This is a genomic window from Ruegeria sp. BHSA162, from assembly GCF_059613385.1.
In genome coordinates this window covers 21169-37726 of the sequence record NZ_JBXWSK010000019.1, presented here as the reverse complement: position 1 = coordinate 37726, position 16558 = coordinate 21169, and the positions used below count along the sequence as shown (strand labels likewise).

Genomic DNA, 16558 nt, shown 5'->3' with positions numbered 1-16558 from the left:
GTATGATCGGATGGTCGTCCGTGTCGGGTCTCGTCAGATCATACGACCATTTCGCGCAACTGCGTCCGCGACGACGTTCTCCCACGCGGAGTAGACCCTCTCTGGAGAAAGAAGCGCCCTTAACTCATCGGATTCGTTTGCCATTCCCGCGCGGGCCGTCGGGTCATTGATCAGACGAATGGCGGCTTCTGCCAGTCCGGTGACGTCGCCGGTCGGTACCAGATAGCCATTTCGTCCGTGGCGGATGAATTCGGACGGACCATAGTCACAATCGAATGAGACGACCGGGATCCCGCTGACGACGGCTTCAGCGACAACATTGTGAAACCCTTCATACAGCGAAGACCCAACCACGATATCGGCGTCGTTGGCCCAGTCGCCGACCCGGGCCGTGTTGCCTGGCAAATGAACGCAGCCCTCAAGACCGAGAGACTTGCGCAATTGCTCGAGTGCGGGACGCTCGGGACCTTCACCGTAGATCGTCAGGGTGGTCCATGGGCACTCGGCATGGATCTTGGCCATGGTTTCCAGAAGAAGATGAAAACCTTTCTGCGGAACCAGGCGACCGACCGAGACCAGGTGACGCGCTTTTTCGGAGTTCGACACCTGCGCCCGTGTGAAAGGCTCGATCGGGTTCGGTATGACCCGACCGCGACGGCGGAGCGGGCCGGGCAGATCCGCCAGACCTTTTTGCGTCAATGCAACGACAGCCTTCGACCTTCGGCCCAGAACGGATTGCAGTCGCGCCCATCCGGGGTGTGCGTCCTGCAGACGTGGGTTGTTCCGTTCCGAAATGATGACCGGCAGCTTGGAGTCCAGTGTGGCGATCAGGGTGATTACATTAACTTTGGTCAGAAACGAAATCACGACATCGGGTCGTAGTTCGCGAATGACAGAACGGACGTGCGTGATCCTATTGAACTGTCCGCGCCTGCCGGACAGCGCGCTGGTCCGCACTTTTTCGTTCATCGAGAAATAGGGACCGTTTTCCGGCATGCTGAACGCCGTTGCGTGAACCTCGCAACCGCGTTCTACGAAATGGTTCGACAACATGGCGATGACTTTTTCCGCACCACCCGGACCGAACCCTGCCTGCACAAAAAGCAGCTTTAAACCATTCAACGACACAGTCCCCCGCCGAAAATGGTAATTTGCGCAGGGTAATTGAGCAAGCTTGAGATGATCATTGCCACAAATGGACGCAAAAGCTGGCGACAATAGCCGAAATCCGGCCGATTGGACCGCAAAGCGTGTTGTCAGAGCAGCGGGTGTTCGAACCGGCTACTTGCTGCGGCCTGTCATGTCGTACAGGGCTGAAATCTGTTCGGTGCTTAGCTGGCGAGGGTTCAGGCCCCGGGTCAACAGGGCGAGTTTTGCGGTTTCCTCCAGTTCCTCCATTGCGAAACTGGCCGCCCAGATATCTTTGCCGGCAACCACAGGGCCGTGATTGGCCAGCAGCACCGCGCTGCGCTGTCCGGCCAGTCCGCGGACCGCATTTCCCATTTCTGGGTCGCCGGGCAGGAAGAATGGCAGCAATTTCACCCGACCGACCCGCATGATTGAATACGGGGTCAGCGGTGGCAGAACGTCTTCGGGGTCAACTTCGGGAAGCATGGACCAGGCCACCGAATGCGTCGAGTGGAGGTGGACCACAGCCCCGGTCTGCTGCCTTGTGTCGTAGAAGGCCGAGTGCAGCGGGACTTCCTTGGTCGGCAAGTCGCCATCAATGTGCTGAAACCGGGCATCCAGATGGCTGATCCGTGCCGGGTCGAGAAACCCCATCGAACTGCCGGTCGGCGTAACCAGGATCGTTCCGTCGGACAGCCGGGCCGAGATGTTGCCCGACGCGCCGCAGGTCAGTCCCCGGTCGAACATCGACTTTGCAAGCAGACAGATTTCTTCCCGCAGCTTGGCCGCCTCGCTCATTGTTGTTGCTCCATCCTGTTCAAGGCGTCCGCAAAGAAATCGGGGCCGCCGAAATTGCCCGATTTCAGCGCCAGTGCAACGGACGGGGTGCCGGGCAGGAGTACCATGGGAACGCCGGCGGCCAAGCGGGGGCCGATCTGCAACTGTTGTGCGCGCAGGCCCTGGACAACCGCGCCCGAAGTCTCACCCCCTGCAATGACCATCCGGCGGAAGCCCGCGGCCCAAAGGCTGCGGGAGAGATCGGAAAACAGGTTTTCGATGGCTGCAGATGCCTTTTCCTTGCCGAAGCAGTCCTGTGCTTGCCTCACGACTTGTGGATCGGCCGAAGAGTAGATCAGCGGCGGTTGTTTCTGCTCGAGCGCCCAGTTGACCAATTCTTCCACCGAGATCGAGCCGCTGACCGCGTCCCGCGCGGTGACCTCGCGGTGTGGGGCGATGTCCCGGTAGCGCGAGACTTGCTCTCGGGTGGCGCGACTGCAGGATCCTGACAGCACAATGCCGGGTCCGGACACGCCGTCCCACTGTGGGTGTCGCGGTTTGAAGCCAAAATTTTCTGGCAACCCAAGCGCGATCCCGGACCCGCCGCAAAGGAGCAGGGTATCGTGGGCAGCCTTGCCGATTTCTAGCAGGTCTGCGTCGCGGATCGCGTCGACAATTGTATGGCCTTTGGCAGGCAGGGCAGACCGAATGGCTGCAGCCCCCTGCATGACCACCAAGGCGGCCACATGATGAATCGGACGGGCGGACTGAGCGGCCAGCAGACGCCGGAGATCAGGGTCGGTCATCGGAGTCAGCGGATGGTTCTGCATGCCGCTTTCACTCAGCAACTTGTCCTGCACGAACAGGTGCCCTTGGTAGACGCTGCGCCCATTTTCAGGAAAAGCCGGGCAGACGATTGTGGTCGGAGCGTTCAGCCTTTCCGACAGCGCATCCAGAACCGGACCAATATTGCCCTTTGCAGTGCTGTCGAAGGTCGAACAGACCTTGAAGACGATTTGCTGCGCACCCTGGGACAGCAGCCAGTCACAGGCCGCCAGACTGTCGCGCACCGCCTCGTCAACCGGGGCCGTGCGTGACTTGAGCGCAACCACGGCCGCATCAAGATCCTGGTCCGCGTGGCCCTTTGGGATGCCAACAAACTGGCTGACGCGCATTCCGCCCTCAGCGAGGGTCAGGCCAATGTCGGATGCGCCGGTGAAATCATCGGCAATGACTCCGATCTTCATAGTTTGATCTCTCTGATTGGCCCCGTGTCCAAACGGTTGATGTGGTCGGCTGGTCCCGGGGCAAAAACGGACCGGACCAGCGGATCGTGGCCTGGGATGATCAGGCCAGGGGCAGACGCGAGGCTTTGCAGCTTGTCAAAGCCGTCCAGCATGTCCTGCAGGTCGACCACAATGGGAAATGGTTTTCGGGCCATGAAGTTCTCGTAGTAATGCGATGCGTCCGACGCCAATACCATCCAGCCGCTGGCGGTCCGGACCCGTACGCATTGCAGCCCGCGGGAGTGGCCGCCGATGCAGTGGACCGTGACACCGTCGACCAACTCGGCGTCGCCGTCGTGGAAAACCACTTTGCCGGAATAAAGCCGCTTGACCGCCTCGCAGATATGACCGGCCGAAAATGGCGCGCGCAGAGTGTCGTGGCACATGCAGGGACCCGTGGCAAAGGCCATCTCGGCCGACTGCATATGCAACGTGGCGTTTGGAAACAGGTGCAGACCCCCTGCGTGGTCATAGTGCAGGTGCGTGACGATCACTTGCTGAATGGCCTCTGGCGCGATCCCGAAAGGCAGCAAGGCTTCACGCGGATCCATGGCAATAGGCCGTCCGCGGCTCAGCCCTTCGTCGGTGTCATACCCGGTATCCACCAGAATGACCTGCGTGCCGCGCCTGAGCAGCCACAGGTAGTAGTCCATGGCATGAGGGGCCGCGTGATCGTCATCCAAAATGAAGCTGTCAGCGCGGGTGCGGGCATTTCTGTCCGCATATTTGATGGCATAGACTTCCCAGTCGTTCATCGCATGACCTCGGAGAACGTGTTGACCTGCTTTCGGACCACCATATCCGAAACCGCCAGATCAAATGTCTTGAAATGCGGACTGTCCAAGTGGATCCTGAACGCGTCGGCGTTCGCGTAGATCTCATACAGAAAAACGATGGCCGGATCGTCGCCTGCGCAGACGTCGAATTGCAGACACCCGGGTTCGTCGCTCAACGACGTGCGCGCGTTGTCCAGCATCAGAGGCAGGAAACGCTCGCGTGTCCCGGGCTTCAACTCAAAGGTTACGGTGACGGCATACATCAGGCGGGCGCTCCTTTCAGGCGGGCGAACAGGCGTTTGACCGGAGGCAATTGGCTGAGGATCAGCGCCAGGTTCAACACCAGCAGAATTGCTGCTCCGGGTCGAGAAACAAATACTGACAGATCACCATCCGACAGGAACAGTGACCGGCGGAATGTCTCGTCGAACAACCCGCCAAGGATGACGCCGATGACCAGTGGCGCAATCGGATATTTCATCAGGTTCATGAAATACGCGACGAAGCCGACCCCCAGCATCAGGTAAAGGTCATTGATGCCGCCACCCACACTGAATGAACCAATCGTGGTCAGAACCATCACGACGGGCAAGAAAACAGTTTGCGGGATTTTGAGAATCTTGATGAAGACCCACGCGGTGAAAAGGCCCATCAGGAACATCGTCAACGATGCCAGCACCAGGATGGCCACGACCCGCAGGATGATTTCGGGGTCGATCGTTGGGCCGGGGATGACGTTGTTGATTTTGAACGCCCCCAGCAGCGCGGCCGCGGGTGGTGAGCCGGGGATGCCCAGCACCAACAGGGGGATCAGTGCGCCGCCGATACAGGCGTTGTTGGCTGTCTCTGAACACAAAAGCCCGTCCAGTGAACCTTTGCCGAAGTTCTTCCCATCCTTCGAAACGGTTTTGCCGACACCGTAGCTGACCCATCCGGCAACGTCCTCGCCGACGCCCGGCAGGGCACCAACGCCGGTGCCGATCACGCCGGACCTGCCGATGGTGGGCAGGTGACGGCGGACCGTCGAGAGATTTGGCAGGATCGAGCCTTTCAGAGCCATGACCTTGCCGGCTTCGACATGGCGCAGGCCTTCGATGATCTGAGGGATCGCGAAGGCCCCCATGAGAACGGGCACCACCTGGAACCCGCTCAGCATGTAGGACCAGCCGAAAGTGTAGCGGGGTTCGGACAGCAAGGGGTCAAGTCCGACCATGGCCATGGCAAGCCCGATCAGACCGGATATCCACCCTTTGAGTACCAGGTCCTCGCTCATGAGCGTGCCAGACAGAAGGATACCGAACAGGGCCAGTGGCGCCTTTTCCGGGCTTGCGATGTTCTTTGAAACAAGCAGCAGTGCCCAGACGAAGATCAGGAGCGTGAGTGTGCCGATAATGGTCCCGATGAAACTGGCCGTCGTCGTCAATCCAAGCGCCTCACCTCCGCGTCCGGCCTTGGCGAGCGGGTGACCGTCCATTGCGGTGGCGGCGCTGGCGGCGGTGCCTGGGATGTTCAGCAGGATCGAGGGATAGGACCCGCCGTAAATCGCCCCCACATATGCGCCCAGCAGCGCGATCAAAGAGTAATCCAGCGGGATCTTGTTGCCGAAGAATCCGGTCAGAATGGTCACGGCAAGGGTCGCGGTCAGGCCGGGCAGGGCACCGAATGTTATGCCCAGAAAGACCGAAAAAACCAGATAGAGATAGGTCAGCGGATCGGCGACCAGCGCAGCGAAGGCATGGCCGAAACCCGCCAGCTGAGACAAGACGAACTCCATGGTCTTAGCCTTTCCAGATCGGGCGGAGCGTCACGTAATAGTGGTACTCGATTTGTTGAAACAGCAGGCCACCGCGCGCCGGAACATTCTGGCGAAATCCGAAGGCCATGGCGCAAACCAGGGTAAACGGCGCGAGGATGGCTATATAGGGAACAACCCGCAAAAGCCGCTCGGACCGGGCCTTGACCAAAACCGGGATCGTCAAGGCGACCCATATGCCCAACGTGATCCAGTCGTCCGCATGTGCGTTCCAGTCGGCTTGAGCAGGGTAGAGCAACCAGGATGTGAACCCAGCCAGGCAAACGGCGCCGCAAGCGATCATCGCGCGCCGCGGGTGCCCGCCGTAGTACCCAAATATGAGAGCGGTAATCAGAAGGCCGGAACACAGGATGAAATCGACGCGCGGGACCAGCCCGCCCACATAGGCCAGAAGGATCAGGCCAATGGTGGAAAACCGAAATGCTTCGTCAGGGTTCCAGCCGATGCCAGCCGCACCAAGGGCGTGCCGCGCCCCGCCGGACCGGACCGAGATCACGAACAGCGCGATCGAGAGGCACAACAGGCCCACAAAGATGAACAACGGAACAATGGCTGCTGAGTCGTACCATTGGGTACCGCTGACCCCTGCCTTGTTTTCTCCCCACAGCGGGATGTCCATGGTCTTCCACAGGAAGAACACCGATGTTGCCCCTAAAACCAGCGACGCCCAGAAATCCCGTGCGCGCAGGACCAGAATGTCCTCAGCCTTTTCCAACGTTGCCCTCCCGTGCAAAAAGGGGGCGCGGAACCGCGCCCCCAAGATCGTTTGTCGCTCAGGGTTTTTCGATGCCCAGAGAGGCCGGATCGACGGTCGTCGCGCCCAGATCTTGCAGGGTGTATGCAAAGGTGGATTCCAGCGTCGAGAACAGCTTCTGCGCCTCGGGTCCGTACTGTCCGCCGATGTCATAATTGTTTGCTGCGGCCCAATCGGCCACGGCTTGCGAGGCCATGGCTTTCTGGAACGCATCCGCCAGTTTTGCCTTTACATCGTCGCTTGCCGAATTGTGGACCGCAAAGCCGATTGCCTGTTTCAGCGGCAAATACTGGTCGAGCCCGATATAGATGCCAAAGGCCGAAGGAACGGTCATTCCCGCGATTTCCGCGTTTTCAGGTGTCAGCATCGCCAGAGGGCGCAACTGTCCGCCCTCGATCAGCGGGGCCTGTTCCGCCAGCGAGGTCACGACCAGCGCAACTTCACCGGCGATGGCGGCCTCTTGCCCCGGAGCTGAGCCTTTGTAGGGGACGAATTTGAACTCGGCGCCCGAGCCCTTTTCGATGGCCAGCAGGTTCAGGTGGTGGATGGATCCCGCACCCGAGGCTGCCGCGGGGATGGTTCCGGGCGCGGCCTTCGCCGCGTCGACCAACTCTTCAAGGCTGTTGTAGGGGCTGTCGGCGGGAACCGAGATCAAATCAGGCGAGCCGCCAACGATGAACGGATACCAGTAGTCGAACTTTTTGTCCCAGCCGCCCTGGACGGCGGCGGTCACGTTTGATTCGGAAAGTCCGACCAACGTATAGCCGTCATCAGGCTGGTTCATGACGTAGACCATTCCGTTTGAACCCGCCACGCCTCCAGTCTGGTTGATCACGTTGATCGATACCGGCAGGTGTTTCTCCATCTCGGCCATGATCATCCGGTTGATGGTGTCGGTACCGCCTCCGGCGCCCCAGACGACGGCGGTGGTAATGTCCCGGTACGGATATTCCTGTGCGCTGGCGAGCCCTGCGGCACCTGCCGTCAATAGGGCGGCCGCGGCCAACCTTGCGATTTTCGACTTCATTTTTTCCTCCCAGATGCAGTGATGTGTTTATTGTTGCATTAAATTGCGTATACGTTACACAATGCGTTGTCAACGACCGGAATTGATTTAAGGTCGAACGCAAGAACACAGGAAAAGGACGCAGGGCGCAGATGGCCGAGAAACTAGAGATTGCAGTGTTCCACGGGGACGGGATCGGCCCGGAAATCATGGCTCCGACGCTAAGCATCCTTGCGCAGCTGTCTGAGCAGACCGAGGACTATACACTTGAGTTTCGGGAGGTTCCGGCCGGGGCAGCCCACTATGCGCAAACCGGAGAATCATTTCCGAAAACGTCAATGGATGCGGCGCGGCAGGCGGATGCCATTCTACTGTCCGCGATGGGTTTGCCGGACGTTCGGTACCCGGATGGGACCGAGATTTCACCTCAGATCGACCTCCGCAAGGCGCTGGGGCTGTTTGCCGGCGTGCGCCCTGTGCGGGTGAGAGCTGGGCAAGCAACACCGTTGGCCCTGCCGCCCGGCAAGGAAATTGACTTTGTTCTGATCCGCGAAAGTACTGAGGGGTTGTTTCACACCCAGGGGTGCGGAGAAGTGACCGAGGACGAGGCGCGCGAGACGCTGCTGATCACCCGAGAGGTCTGCGAAAAGCTGTTTCGGTTTACCTTCCAGTTGGCGCATGACCGAAAGGCATCCGGGCAGGGTCGGGGTCGTGTCACCTGTGTGGACAAGGCCAACGTCTTCCGTGCCTTTGCATTCTTTCGGGATCTGTTCGATGCCGAGGCTGAGCGTCACCCGGATTTGGTTGCGGATCATGCCTATGTGGATGCAACGGCCTTGTGGATGGTTCAGAAGCCTTGGGAATTTGATGTTCTTGTCACGGAAAACATGTTCGGAGACATCCTGTCTGACCTTGGGGCCGGTCTGATGGGAGGGCTGGGGCTGGCGCCCTCGGCTGACATTGGTCTGGATCATGCGGTGTTCCAGCCCTGTCACGGATCCGCCCCTGACATTGCCGGGGAAGGCATCGCCAATCCGTTTGCCATGTTCCAGTCGGCGGCGATGATGCTGGAATGGCTTGGGTTGCGGCATCAAAACCCCGCGTTGTCGCGCGATGGGCAACGGCTACACGCGGCAGTCGACAGCGTCGTATCCGAGGGCCGAATTCTGACCCGTGATCTTGGCGGAGAAGCCGACACGCTGGCCGCAGCGCGGGCGGTGGCGGACAGGGTGTTTTCGGCGTGAGCAGCCAGCAGTTCATTCGTGTCGCCTGTGTCGGCGCCGGCTATTTCAGCCAGTTCCACTATGGCAGCTGGCGCCGCATACCGCAGGCTCAACTGGTCGCCGCATGTGATCGCGATCTCGAGAAGGCGGCCGCCACTGGGTTGCCTGCCTATGATGATCTGCCGTCGATGCTGGCCCGGGAATCTCCCCAGCTGTTGGACATAATCCTGCCGCCTGAGGGTCATGCCGACGCAATTCGTGCCGCGCTGGACGCAGGTGTGAGTTGGATCCTGTGCCAAAAACCGTTTTGTCGATCTCTGGCAGAAGCAGAGGCTGTTCTGCAGGATGCTCGGGATGCCGGAGCCACCGTCGTTGTCCACGAGAATTTTCGCTTTCAGCCGTGGTATCGGGTGATGAAGGACGCCCTGACACGCGGGGATATCGGGACGCCGTTGCAGGCCACGTTCCGGCTGCGCCCGGGCGACGGGCAGGGGCCGCGCGCCTATCTTGATCGGCAACCCTATTTTCAGAAAATGCCTCGTTTTCTGATCCACGAAACGGCGGTGCATTGGGTCGATACGTTCCGGTTCTTGTTCGGCAATCCGATCTCGGTTTATGCCGATCTGCGGCGGATAAACCCGGTCATTGCCGGAGAGGACGCAGGCTATGTCATCTTTGAGTTCGAAAACGGCTTGAGGGCCGTATTCGATGGCAACCGGAACCTGGATCATACCTCGGACAATCTGCGCCGCACCATGGGGGAGGCCTTGATCGAAGGCACTGGCGGAACACTGACGATGGATGGCTTTGGCGCCGTTGGGCTGCGGGAATTCGGCAGCCAGAGCAGAGAGCAGTTGCTTGCACCCGATAAATGGGAGGGCTTTGGTGGCGATTGCGTGCACGCATTGCAGCAGCATGTCATATCCGGTCTTCTAAATGGAACGCATTTGGAAAATACTGGCCCGGACTATCTGGACGTTATCCGCATTGAACAGGCGATCTACAGATCTGATGCGGAGGGCAGGAAAATCGTTTTGGAGGCCGAATGAAAAACGAGACCGGCAAGGCTCTCTCGAATACTCAACGCGCGGTGCGGGACTTGCGGCGGATGATCCTGACCGGAGAGTTGGCCGCCGGCACCGACCATCTGGAAACCGAACTGGCCGAGCAGTTGGGGATGTCGCGCACGCCGGTTCGCGAAGCAGCGCTTATGTTGGAAAGCAAGGGCCTGCTGGAAATGCGGCCGCGCAAAGGGGTGCGGATCCTGCCGGTATCTCCGGATGACATGCGCGAGATCTATGACATTCTGACCGAGTTGGAGAGCCTTGCAGCCGAACGCGCGGCCCAGGCCGGATTTTCCGAGCAAGACCTTCAGCCGTTGGCGGACTCGATCGCCCAAATGGATCGCGCCATCGGTGACGAAGACCTGGAGGCATGGGCCAAGGCCGACGACCTGTTCCACCGCGAGCTTGTCCGATTGGGTGGCAACCGGCGGGTGGAAAGCATCGTGTCCATGATGAGCGACCAGGTCCGCAGGGCGCGGGCCTCGACCCTGTTCATCCGCCCGTTGCCGGTCAAGTCGAATGAGGATCACCGTGCGGTCTATACGGCAATCCGCGACGGCAAACCTGATGTGGCGCGCGACCGGCATCGCCAGCACCGGCTGCATGCCAAATCCGTCATCATCGACATCTTGGAAAAGCATCGGCTGAACAAGCTTTAGCCAGTCAGTTCGCTCACCCCGCTGGCCGTAGATCTGCCGGCGGTGCAATCTGGACTTCCGGTCCCAACTGGGGATATGGCCAATAAAGCGGCGCGCGATGCGAAAGGACTTCCGGTGCAGATAACCCAGCAGATGGCAGGCGACAGCGTCTATTACATCAATCTGGACCGTGTGCCCGAGCGCCGAGCGTTCATGGAAGCGCAGTTTCTGAAGGCGGGCCTTGTGGGTGCACATAGGATCAGCGCCACGGATGCCAGTCAGCCAGGCGCGTTGGAGCAAAACGGATATGTCGCGGGAACGGGAACGCGCTGGGGTCTGACGACCAGCGAAATCGCCTGTTTCGAAAGCCATAGATCGGTTTGGCAACGGATCGTCGATCGGAACCTTCCAGCCGCAGTCGTCTTTGAGGATGATGTGGAAATGTCCTCTGGCGCTGGCCGGGTGATCACCGAAGTGCTGAACCACCCGGAAGCCTATGATTGCGTCAAATTGGATTACTCGCCCCGGTCACTGCGCTTTGGGCCGGAGACCGGGATCGGAAATGTCCGCGTGCGCCCAATGTTGGAAATGGCGCCAAGTGCGGCGGCCTATGTTCTGTCACAGGCAGGCTGCCGCAAATTGTTGGCATGGTCGCAGAGATATTCTGACCATCTCGATGACTTTCTGTCCTTGCCGCGCAGGGATTGGAACATGTTTCAGTGCTTTCCGGCCGTGGGTGTCCAGATGATCTGGTCGGGACGGCAGGAGCAGATCGACGAACCGGTCAAAAGCAGCGAACGAACCCAAAGCGCAGCCACAAACAGCGGATTGGACAAGGGCCCTACGTGGTTTCGGCTGCGGCGCGAGCTTCAGTCGGCCGGCCGAAAACTGAAATGGAAGCTGGGCGGTCAGGAGCGGCTTGTCCAGCGCGGCGGCATGGTAGACTTCATTCCCTGTGCCGACGATCTGATCGTGCGCCCTTGGTCCTGAAGTCTTTGAGCCAGTGGTGAAAAACCAAGCGGTTCCAACCATCCGCGCCAGTCGCAAAGTGCATAAACGTTAACAAAACTCTCGATTTGATATAACCTCGCAGTGTTATTGCGCGATTTTTTGGGGTTTTGGTGTGGGTCAAACGATTTACGAGAAATACGGCGGGTTCAAAACCATCAGCCGGATCGTGATGACATTTTACGAAATGGCATTGGAATCGGACGAGATCGGAGGCTACTTCGAAGATATCGACATGCCACGGTTGATCGATCACCAAACCAAATTCGTTTCGTCTCTGGTGGGTGGTCCCGCGTCTTTCAGTGATGATCGGATCGAGGCCGTGCATCGGCACCTCAACATCAGCCATGACGATTTCGACGAGATGGCTACGCTGTTCGGTGAAGCCCTTTCAATTCATGGAATGACCGAAGATGACGTGCAGGTCGCGCTGGCTGCGATCGAAGGCAAAAGGGCGATCATCGTTGCCCGGGATGCGGCATGAGCATCCTGGCCATCAACGAGCATCTGCTGCGTGCCATCGGGGTCGGTATAGCGGTATTGCGGGCCTCGGACCTGACCTTCGTGTTCCACAATGGTCCATTCGCCGAATGGTTCGGCAAACCCGAGCCCGGCCAGACACTATTGGATATATTGCCGGATCTCGACCAGCGCGAACTGGATGACGTCAAGCAATCGGGCCTGCGATACTCGGCCGAGCTGCAGATGAAGCCGAAACGCCGCACGCTGATCTTCGCGGTGACGATTTCCTTGGCCAACGGGATGGATGAGCAGGTTCTGGTTGTCGAGTGTCAGAACATCACGAAAATTCGTGAGCTGGAAAGCATGATCGACAGCTATTCGACCATGGTCGAGCGCAACACCCGGGAGTTGGAAAGAGAAAAGGAACGGGTCGAACGGCTTTTGCTGAACCTGATGCCGCGTGCGGTTTATGAGGAGTTCAAAACCTTCGGCGTGGTGACGCCTCAGCTGTATGATCAGGTTTCCGTGGTCATGCTGGATTTCGTCGGCTTTACGGATTTTGCGGCAAAAACCGACCCTACGGTCACCCTCAGCGAGTTGAATGACATCTTCACCGCCTTCGACCGGATCGTCGAACAGTTCGGCTGTGAACGGATCAAGACGATCGGGGACGCTTATCTTGCGGTCTCAGGCATGCCCGACGCCACGCCTGACCATGCCACGGCGGTTGCGCATTGTGCGGTCCGATTTCTGCGGTATCTGGAACGGCGCAACGAAAGTCATCCGCACAAATGGCAGGCCAGGATCGGGCTTGGCATGGGGCCCGCCGTTGGGTCAGTGGTAGGGATCCAGAAATACGTCTATGACGTTTTCGGACCGGCCGTGAATATAGCATCGCGGTTGCAGGTCTTTGCAAACCCCATGAACATCGTTGCCCCGGAAGAGATGAAATATGCACTGATCGATGAATTCCAGGTCTCGGACATGGGTCCGGTCGACATCAAGGGGATGGGCATGATGGATCTGATCAATGTCACCTCACGGCTGAACGCACCGCATGCCAGCCGGATGTTTTGACGGTCATTCGTCGGGCGGAACCAGCCCCAACCCTCTGAGGTAAATGCCGATCCCGGATTCCAGAAGGTCTTCGGGCGGGAACGGCGAACTGGCCCCCGCATTGCGGGCATAAAGCTCGACTACACCATGGCTCATCGCCCAGATATGCGCGCTGAACATAGACGCCGGTGGTCGCTTTTCCGGCGGAATGTGTTCTGAAAGATCGGCCGCAGCCATTTCCAGAACCTCCTTTGCACGGTCGGCGGCCAGCGCCAGCTCGGGCGTCCGGTTGACCGAGATTCCGCTTTCGAACATCGAGATGTAATGGCCGGGATGCTTGCGCGCAAACGCCAGATATGCGCGCCCGGTCGCTTCGAAAGCGGCCAGCGCCGAGGGCTGCCCCTTGTCATAGGCATACTGCATGAGGTCCGCGAACATCTCGAACCCCTGACGGGCCGCCTCGGCGATCAGATCCTCGCGACCCTGATAGTGTCGGTAAACCGCGGCTGGGGTGACGCCGGCCCGTTTTGCGGCCTCAGACAATGTGAAGCCGGTCGGACCTTTTTCTTCGATCAGCGAGAGGGCGGCGTCGATCAGCGCCTGTTTCAGATTTCCATGGTGATAGCCGCGTTTGGTCATTCCGACGGCACCTGCCTGTGGTTGCGTGCTCTTTTACCAACCAGACATAATGCACGCGGCGCAGCAGGTCCAATCCCCGGGGCATGATCGGAGGGGCCACCGCTTGACCAAAGGCGCCCTAGACTACGCATCCCAGATTTCCGGTCCGCCACAAATCATCGGGTCGGGCTCTCCAACGGCTTCGGCGTCCTTTTCGTCATAGTCCAAGGTCGACAATACCGCCCGGATTGCCGCAAGCCGGGCACGCTTCTTGTCGTCCGAACGGATGATCGTCCAAGGGCACAGATCGGAATGGGAGCGTGTCAGAGTTTCGGAAATCGACTGCGTGTACTCATCCCATTTGCCCAGACCGGCGATGTCGATAGGGCTCAGTTTCCATTGTTTCAGCGGGTCATTCTCGCGCGCGAGAAACCGATTGAGCTGTTCTGCGCGTCCGACGTTGAGCCAGAACTTGAAAAGGTGAATGCCGTCATGCACAAGCCCGATCTCCAGCGGCATGACTTGCCTGAAGAAGCGTTCCCGCTGGTCTGCGGTACAGAATCCAAAGACGTTTTCGACGACCCCCCGGTTGTACCAGCTGCGATCGAAGAAAACGATCTCGCCGGCTGATGGCAGGTGCTGGATGTACCGCTGGAAATACCATTGGCTGCGCTCGGCGTCGGAGGGCTTGCTGAGGGCGACATTGCGGGCGCCACGCGGGTTCAGGTTTTCCCGGAATCGCTTGATCGTACCGCCTTTGCCTGCTGCATCCCGGCCCTCGAACACGATCGCGATGCGTTGTCCGGTTTCCTTGACCCATGCCTGCATCTTGACCAGTTCGATCTGCAGGGCCTCCATCTGATTGTCATAGTCCTTGCGCTTCATCCTCTCCTGATATGGGTAGCTGGGGTTCAGGATGTCGCCTTTTTCAGCGTCTTCGATGGCCTTTCGCACGCTCTCGGGAGCGTCGTTCCGAAAGTAGCTGTTGATTGCTCGGTCCGCTGCACGGGTCATGAGTTGCCTCGCCATAAAATCCAGTTTCTACTATGGATTACGGGCGGGGTTAACGCAAACCCGCTCGTTCCGCGGCACGTTCGACCGCAGCAGCAACTTCCGGAGCGTCCACCACCTGCGGCATGTGCCCCATGCCTTCAAGTTCGATCAGCTCAGCGCCGGGGATTTGTTCGATCAGCCGCTCGGAATGCCAGCCCAGACCAACTGTCGTATCTGCCGTACCATGCACGATTTCGGTGGGCACCGATATCTCAGGGTAGCGCGGTTGCAGTTCGGCAACTTCGTCCAGGAGGTTGGCCCGTTGTTTTGCGTTGGCATGCATCGACGACCGGCGGAGCGTCAGGGCCGGGCCAAAATGCTCGGCATAGCCTTCGGGTGCGGTCTGGGGGGCAAAGACCGTATCCAGGGCCTTGTTGACGTACCAGTCCGGAACGTAGGCGGTGATCAACGGCAGGACGAAAGCATTTCCCCAGGCGGTCGAGGCAATGCGGTTGAAGGAATCGAGCGGAGTTTCCCATGGCACCGCGGCCGGGGCGATCAGGACCAGAGCCGTGATGTTGTCAGGGCGCGTCACAGCCCAGGCCAGTGATACCGACCCGCCATAGCTTTGGCCGGCGACGATGGGTTTGTCGGCCCCCAGCATCGCGGCAGCTTTCTGCAGGATTTCCGCCTGCTCAACGATGGTTTCGCCATCCGCCAAGAAGCTCTGAGAATAGCCCAGCCCCGGCCGGTCGAATACAATGACCCGAAAGGATTTTGCCAGCAACGGCGCCAGAGCAAACGTCATGTCGCGGGTATTGCCGCTGGACCCGTGGATCAGGACGACATCCGGGCCTTCGCCCATGACGACGGCATGTACAGCAACGCCGTCGACATCCAATACCTGACCCTCTGGCGGAAACGCGGCCTCGGCCCGGGCCTCATGGCGTGCGGCAAGCCAAGCCGTCAAAGCCGCGAAAAGGGCCGCAAACAGGCCCAGGTATATCAACGACTTAATGACCAATTTTCGTCATGTCGAAAGGAGTGGTCTGGTAGATCTCGTTGATCCAGTTCCCATACAGCAGATGCGCATGGCTGCGCCACCGGTTCTGAGGCGTGCGGGACGGGTCATCGTCGGGATAATAGTTGATGGGCACGTTGATCGGAGTGCCATTTGCCACGTCCCGGTCGTATTCCTGTTTCAGCGTGTCACTGTCGTATTCGAAGTGATTGAAGATATACAGCGCCCGGTTCTGCCGATCTTCAACAAGACACGGACCGACCTCGTCGCTGCCCAGAAGGGTCACAAGCCCTTCGGCAGCGTCGATTTCATCCTGACGGACTTCGGTCCAGCGACTGACCGGGATCACGCAGTCATCCGAGAAGCCTCGCAGGAAAGGCGAGGCCGGTGACAGGTTCCGATGCCGGAAACACCCAAACGCCTTGGCGTCCAACATATACTTTTTGACGCCATGAAAGTGATAAATCATCGCCATTCCACCCCAGCATACGCCGAAGGTCGAATGCACATTGGTTCGGGTCCATTCGAACACCTCGGTCAGTTCGTCCCAATAGGTGACGTCTTGAAACTCCAGATGCTCGATGGGGGCGCCGGTGATGATCAGGCCGTCAAATTTCTGGTCCTTCACGTCCTGAAAAGGGCGGTAGAACTCTTCCATGTGTTCGGCCGCGGTGTTTTTGGTTTGATGCTCAGTCATGCGGATCAGGGACAACTCGATCTGCAGAGGCGTCGCGCCGATCAATCGGGCAAACTGGTTTTCGGTCTGGATTTTTTTCGGCATCAGGTTCAGCAACCCGATCTTCAGGGGCCGGATGTCCTGCCGTGCGGCCTGATCCTCGGCCATGACCATGACGCCCTCTTTCGTCAGAACGTCAAAGGCCGGGAGGTCGGACGGAATCTTGATAGGCATGAGGCGGGTTTTTCCAGTTTCTTCT

18 protein-coding genes are annotated in these 16558 nt (G+C 59.2%); 6 read left to right on the top strand and 12 right to left on the bottom strand.

Going from position 1 to position 16558, the window contains the following annotated elements:
* Positions 1–33: 33 nt before the first annotated feature.
* From AC2FM5_RS08090 to AC2FM5_RS08055, 8 genes are all read right to left on the bottom strand, one after another.
* Positions 34–1098: a glycosyltransferase family 4 protein gene (locus AC2FM5_RS08090; RefSeq protein ID WP_496734935.1), complete on the bottom strand. Its 1065-nt coding sequence runs from the start codon at positions 1096–1098 to the stop codon at positions 34–36.
* A gap of 183 nt (positions 1099–1281) precedes the next feature.
* The gene (gene otnC, locus AC2FM5_RS08085) at positions 1282–1926 is read right to left on the bottom strand and encodes a 3-oxo-tetronate 4-phosphate decarboxylase (protein ID WP_496734933.1); all 645 of its coding nucleotides are present in this window, start codon (positions 1924–1926) and stop codon (positions 1282–1284) included.
* A complete protein-coding gene (gene otnK / locus AC2FM5_RS08080; RefSeq protein WP_496734931.1) occupies positions 1923–3152 on the bottom strand; it encodes a 3-oxo-tetronate kinase in 1230 nt (409 codons plus the stop codon). Before otnK ends, otnC begins: the two co-directional genes overlap by 4 nt.
* Positions 3149–3946, bottom strand: coding sequence for an N-acyl homoserine lactonase family protein (locus AC2FM5_RS08075; protein WP_170445612.1), 798 nt, complete (start codon positions 3944–3946; stop codon positions 3149–3151). The genes otnK and AC2FM5_RS08075 overlap by 4 nt, the downstream gene beginning before the upstream one ends.
* Positions 3943–4230 carry a putative quinol monooxygenase gene (locus tag AC2FM5_RS08070; protein ID WP_170357618.1) on the bottom strand — a complete coding sequence of 96 codons (288 nt, stop codon included), beginning with the start codon at positions 4228–4230 and terminating at the stop codon, positions 3943–3945. Before AC2FM5_RS08070 ends, AC2FM5_RS08075 begins: the two co-directional genes overlap by 4 nt.
* Entirely contained in the window at positions 4230–5741 is a 1512-nt protein-coding gene (locus AC2FM5_RS08065) for a tripartite tricarboxylate transporter permease (RefSeq protein WP_496734929.1), read from the bottom strand. Before AC2FM5_RS08065 ends, AC2FM5_RS08070 begins: the two co-directional genes overlap by 1 nt.
* A gap of 4 nt (positions 5742–5745) precedes the next feature.
* On the bottom strand, positions 5746–6495 hold the full coding sequence (locus tag AC2FM5_RS08060; RefSeq protein WP_170442557.1) for a hypothetical protein: 750 nt from the start codon (positions 6493–6495) through the stop codon (positions 5746–5748).
* A gap of 58 nt (positions 6496–6553) precedes the next feature.
* A complete protein-coding gene (locus AC2FM5_RS08055) occupies positions 6554–7561 on the bottom strand; it encodes a Bug family tripartite tricarboxylate transporter substrate binding protein (protein ID WP_170580216.1) in 1008 nt (335 codons plus the stop codon).
* Between the two features lie 131 nt (positions 7562–7692).
* Between AC2FM5_RS08055 and AC2FM5_RS08050 the strand changes: the two genes are divergently transcribed.
* The 6 genes from AC2FM5_RS08050 (at position 7693) to AC2FM5_RS08025 (ending at position 13012) form a co-directional block, all read left to right on the top strand.
* The gene (locus AC2FM5_RS08050; RefSeq protein WP_496734927.1) at positions 7693–8784 is read left to right on the top strand and encodes an isocitrate/isopropylmalate dehydrogenase family protein; all 1092 of its coding nucleotides are present in this window, start codon (positions 7693–7695) and stop codon (positions 8782–8784) included.
* Positions 8781–9812 carry a Gfo/Idh/MocA family protein gene (locus AC2FM5_RS08045; RefSeq protein WP_170597958.1) on the top strand — a complete coding sequence of 344 codons (1032 nt, stop codon included), beginning with the start codon at positions 8781–8783 and terminating at the stop codon, positions 9810–9812. Before AC2FM5_RS08050 ends, AC2FM5_RS08045 begins: the two co-directional genes overlap by 4 nt.
* Positions 9809–10486, top strand: a complete 678-nt coding sequence (locus AC2FM5_RS08040; RefSeq protein ID WP_170357624.1) for a GntR family transcriptional regulator — start codon at positions 9809–9811, stop codon at positions 10484–10486. The genes AC2FM5_RS08045 and AC2FM5_RS08040 overlap by 4 nt, the downstream gene beginning before the upstream one ends.
* 75 nt (positions 10487–10561) lie before the next feature.
* Positions 10562–11455, top strand: a complete 894-nt coding sequence (locus tag AC2FM5_RS08035; protein WP_496734924.1) for a glycosyltransferase family 25 protein — start codon at positions 10562–10564, stop codon at positions 11453–11455.
* 133 nt (positions 11456–11588) lie between these two features.
* Complete coding sequence (locus AC2FM5_RS08030) at positions 11589–11957, top strand: group I truncated hemoglobin (RefSeq protein ID WP_170338900.1); 369 nt, start codon at positions 11589–11591, stop codon at positions 11955–11957.
* On the top strand, positions 11954–13012 hold the full coding sequence (locus AC2FM5_RS08025) for an adenylate/guanylate cyclase domain-containing protein (RefSeq protein ID WP_496734922.1): 1059 nt from the start codon (positions 11954–11956) through the stop codon (positions 13010–13012). The genes AC2FM5_RS08030 and AC2FM5_RS08025 overlap by 4 nt, the downstream gene beginning before the upstream one ends.
* A gap of 3 nt (positions 13013–13015) precedes the next feature.
* On the opposite strand, the gene AC2FM5_RS08020 is transcribed toward AC2FM5_RS08025, so the two are convergent.
* From AC2FM5_RS08020 to metA, 4 genes are all read right to left on the bottom strand, one after another.
* Positions 13016–13630 (bottom strand): TetR/AcrR family transcriptional regulator, encoded by a 615-nt coding sequence (locus tag AC2FM5_RS08020; protein ID WP_496734920.1) that lies wholly within the window; start codon positions 13628–13630, stop codon positions 13016–13018.
* A 123-nt stretch (positions 13631–13753) separates the two neighbouring features.
* Complete coding sequence (ppk2, locus tag AC2FM5_RS08015) at positions 13754–14623, bottom strand: polyphosphate kinase 2 (RefSeq protein WP_170357627.1); 870 nt, start codon at positions 14621–14623, stop codon at positions 13754–13756.
* 49 nt (positions 14624–14672) lie between these two features.
* Positions 14673–15572: an alpha/beta fold hydrolase gene (locus tag AC2FM5_RS08010; RefSeq protein ID WP_496734918.1), complete on the bottom strand. Its 900-nt coding sequence runs from the start codon at positions 15570–15572 to the stop codon at positions 14673–14675.
* A gap of 43 nt (positions 15573–15615) precedes the next feature.
* Entirely contained in the window at positions 15616–16533 is a 918-nt protein-coding gene (metA, locus tag AC2FM5_RS08005) for a homoserine O-acetyltransferase MetA (protein ID WP_093961900.1), read from the bottom strand.
* Between the last annotated feature and the right edge of the window lie 25 nt (positions 16534–16558).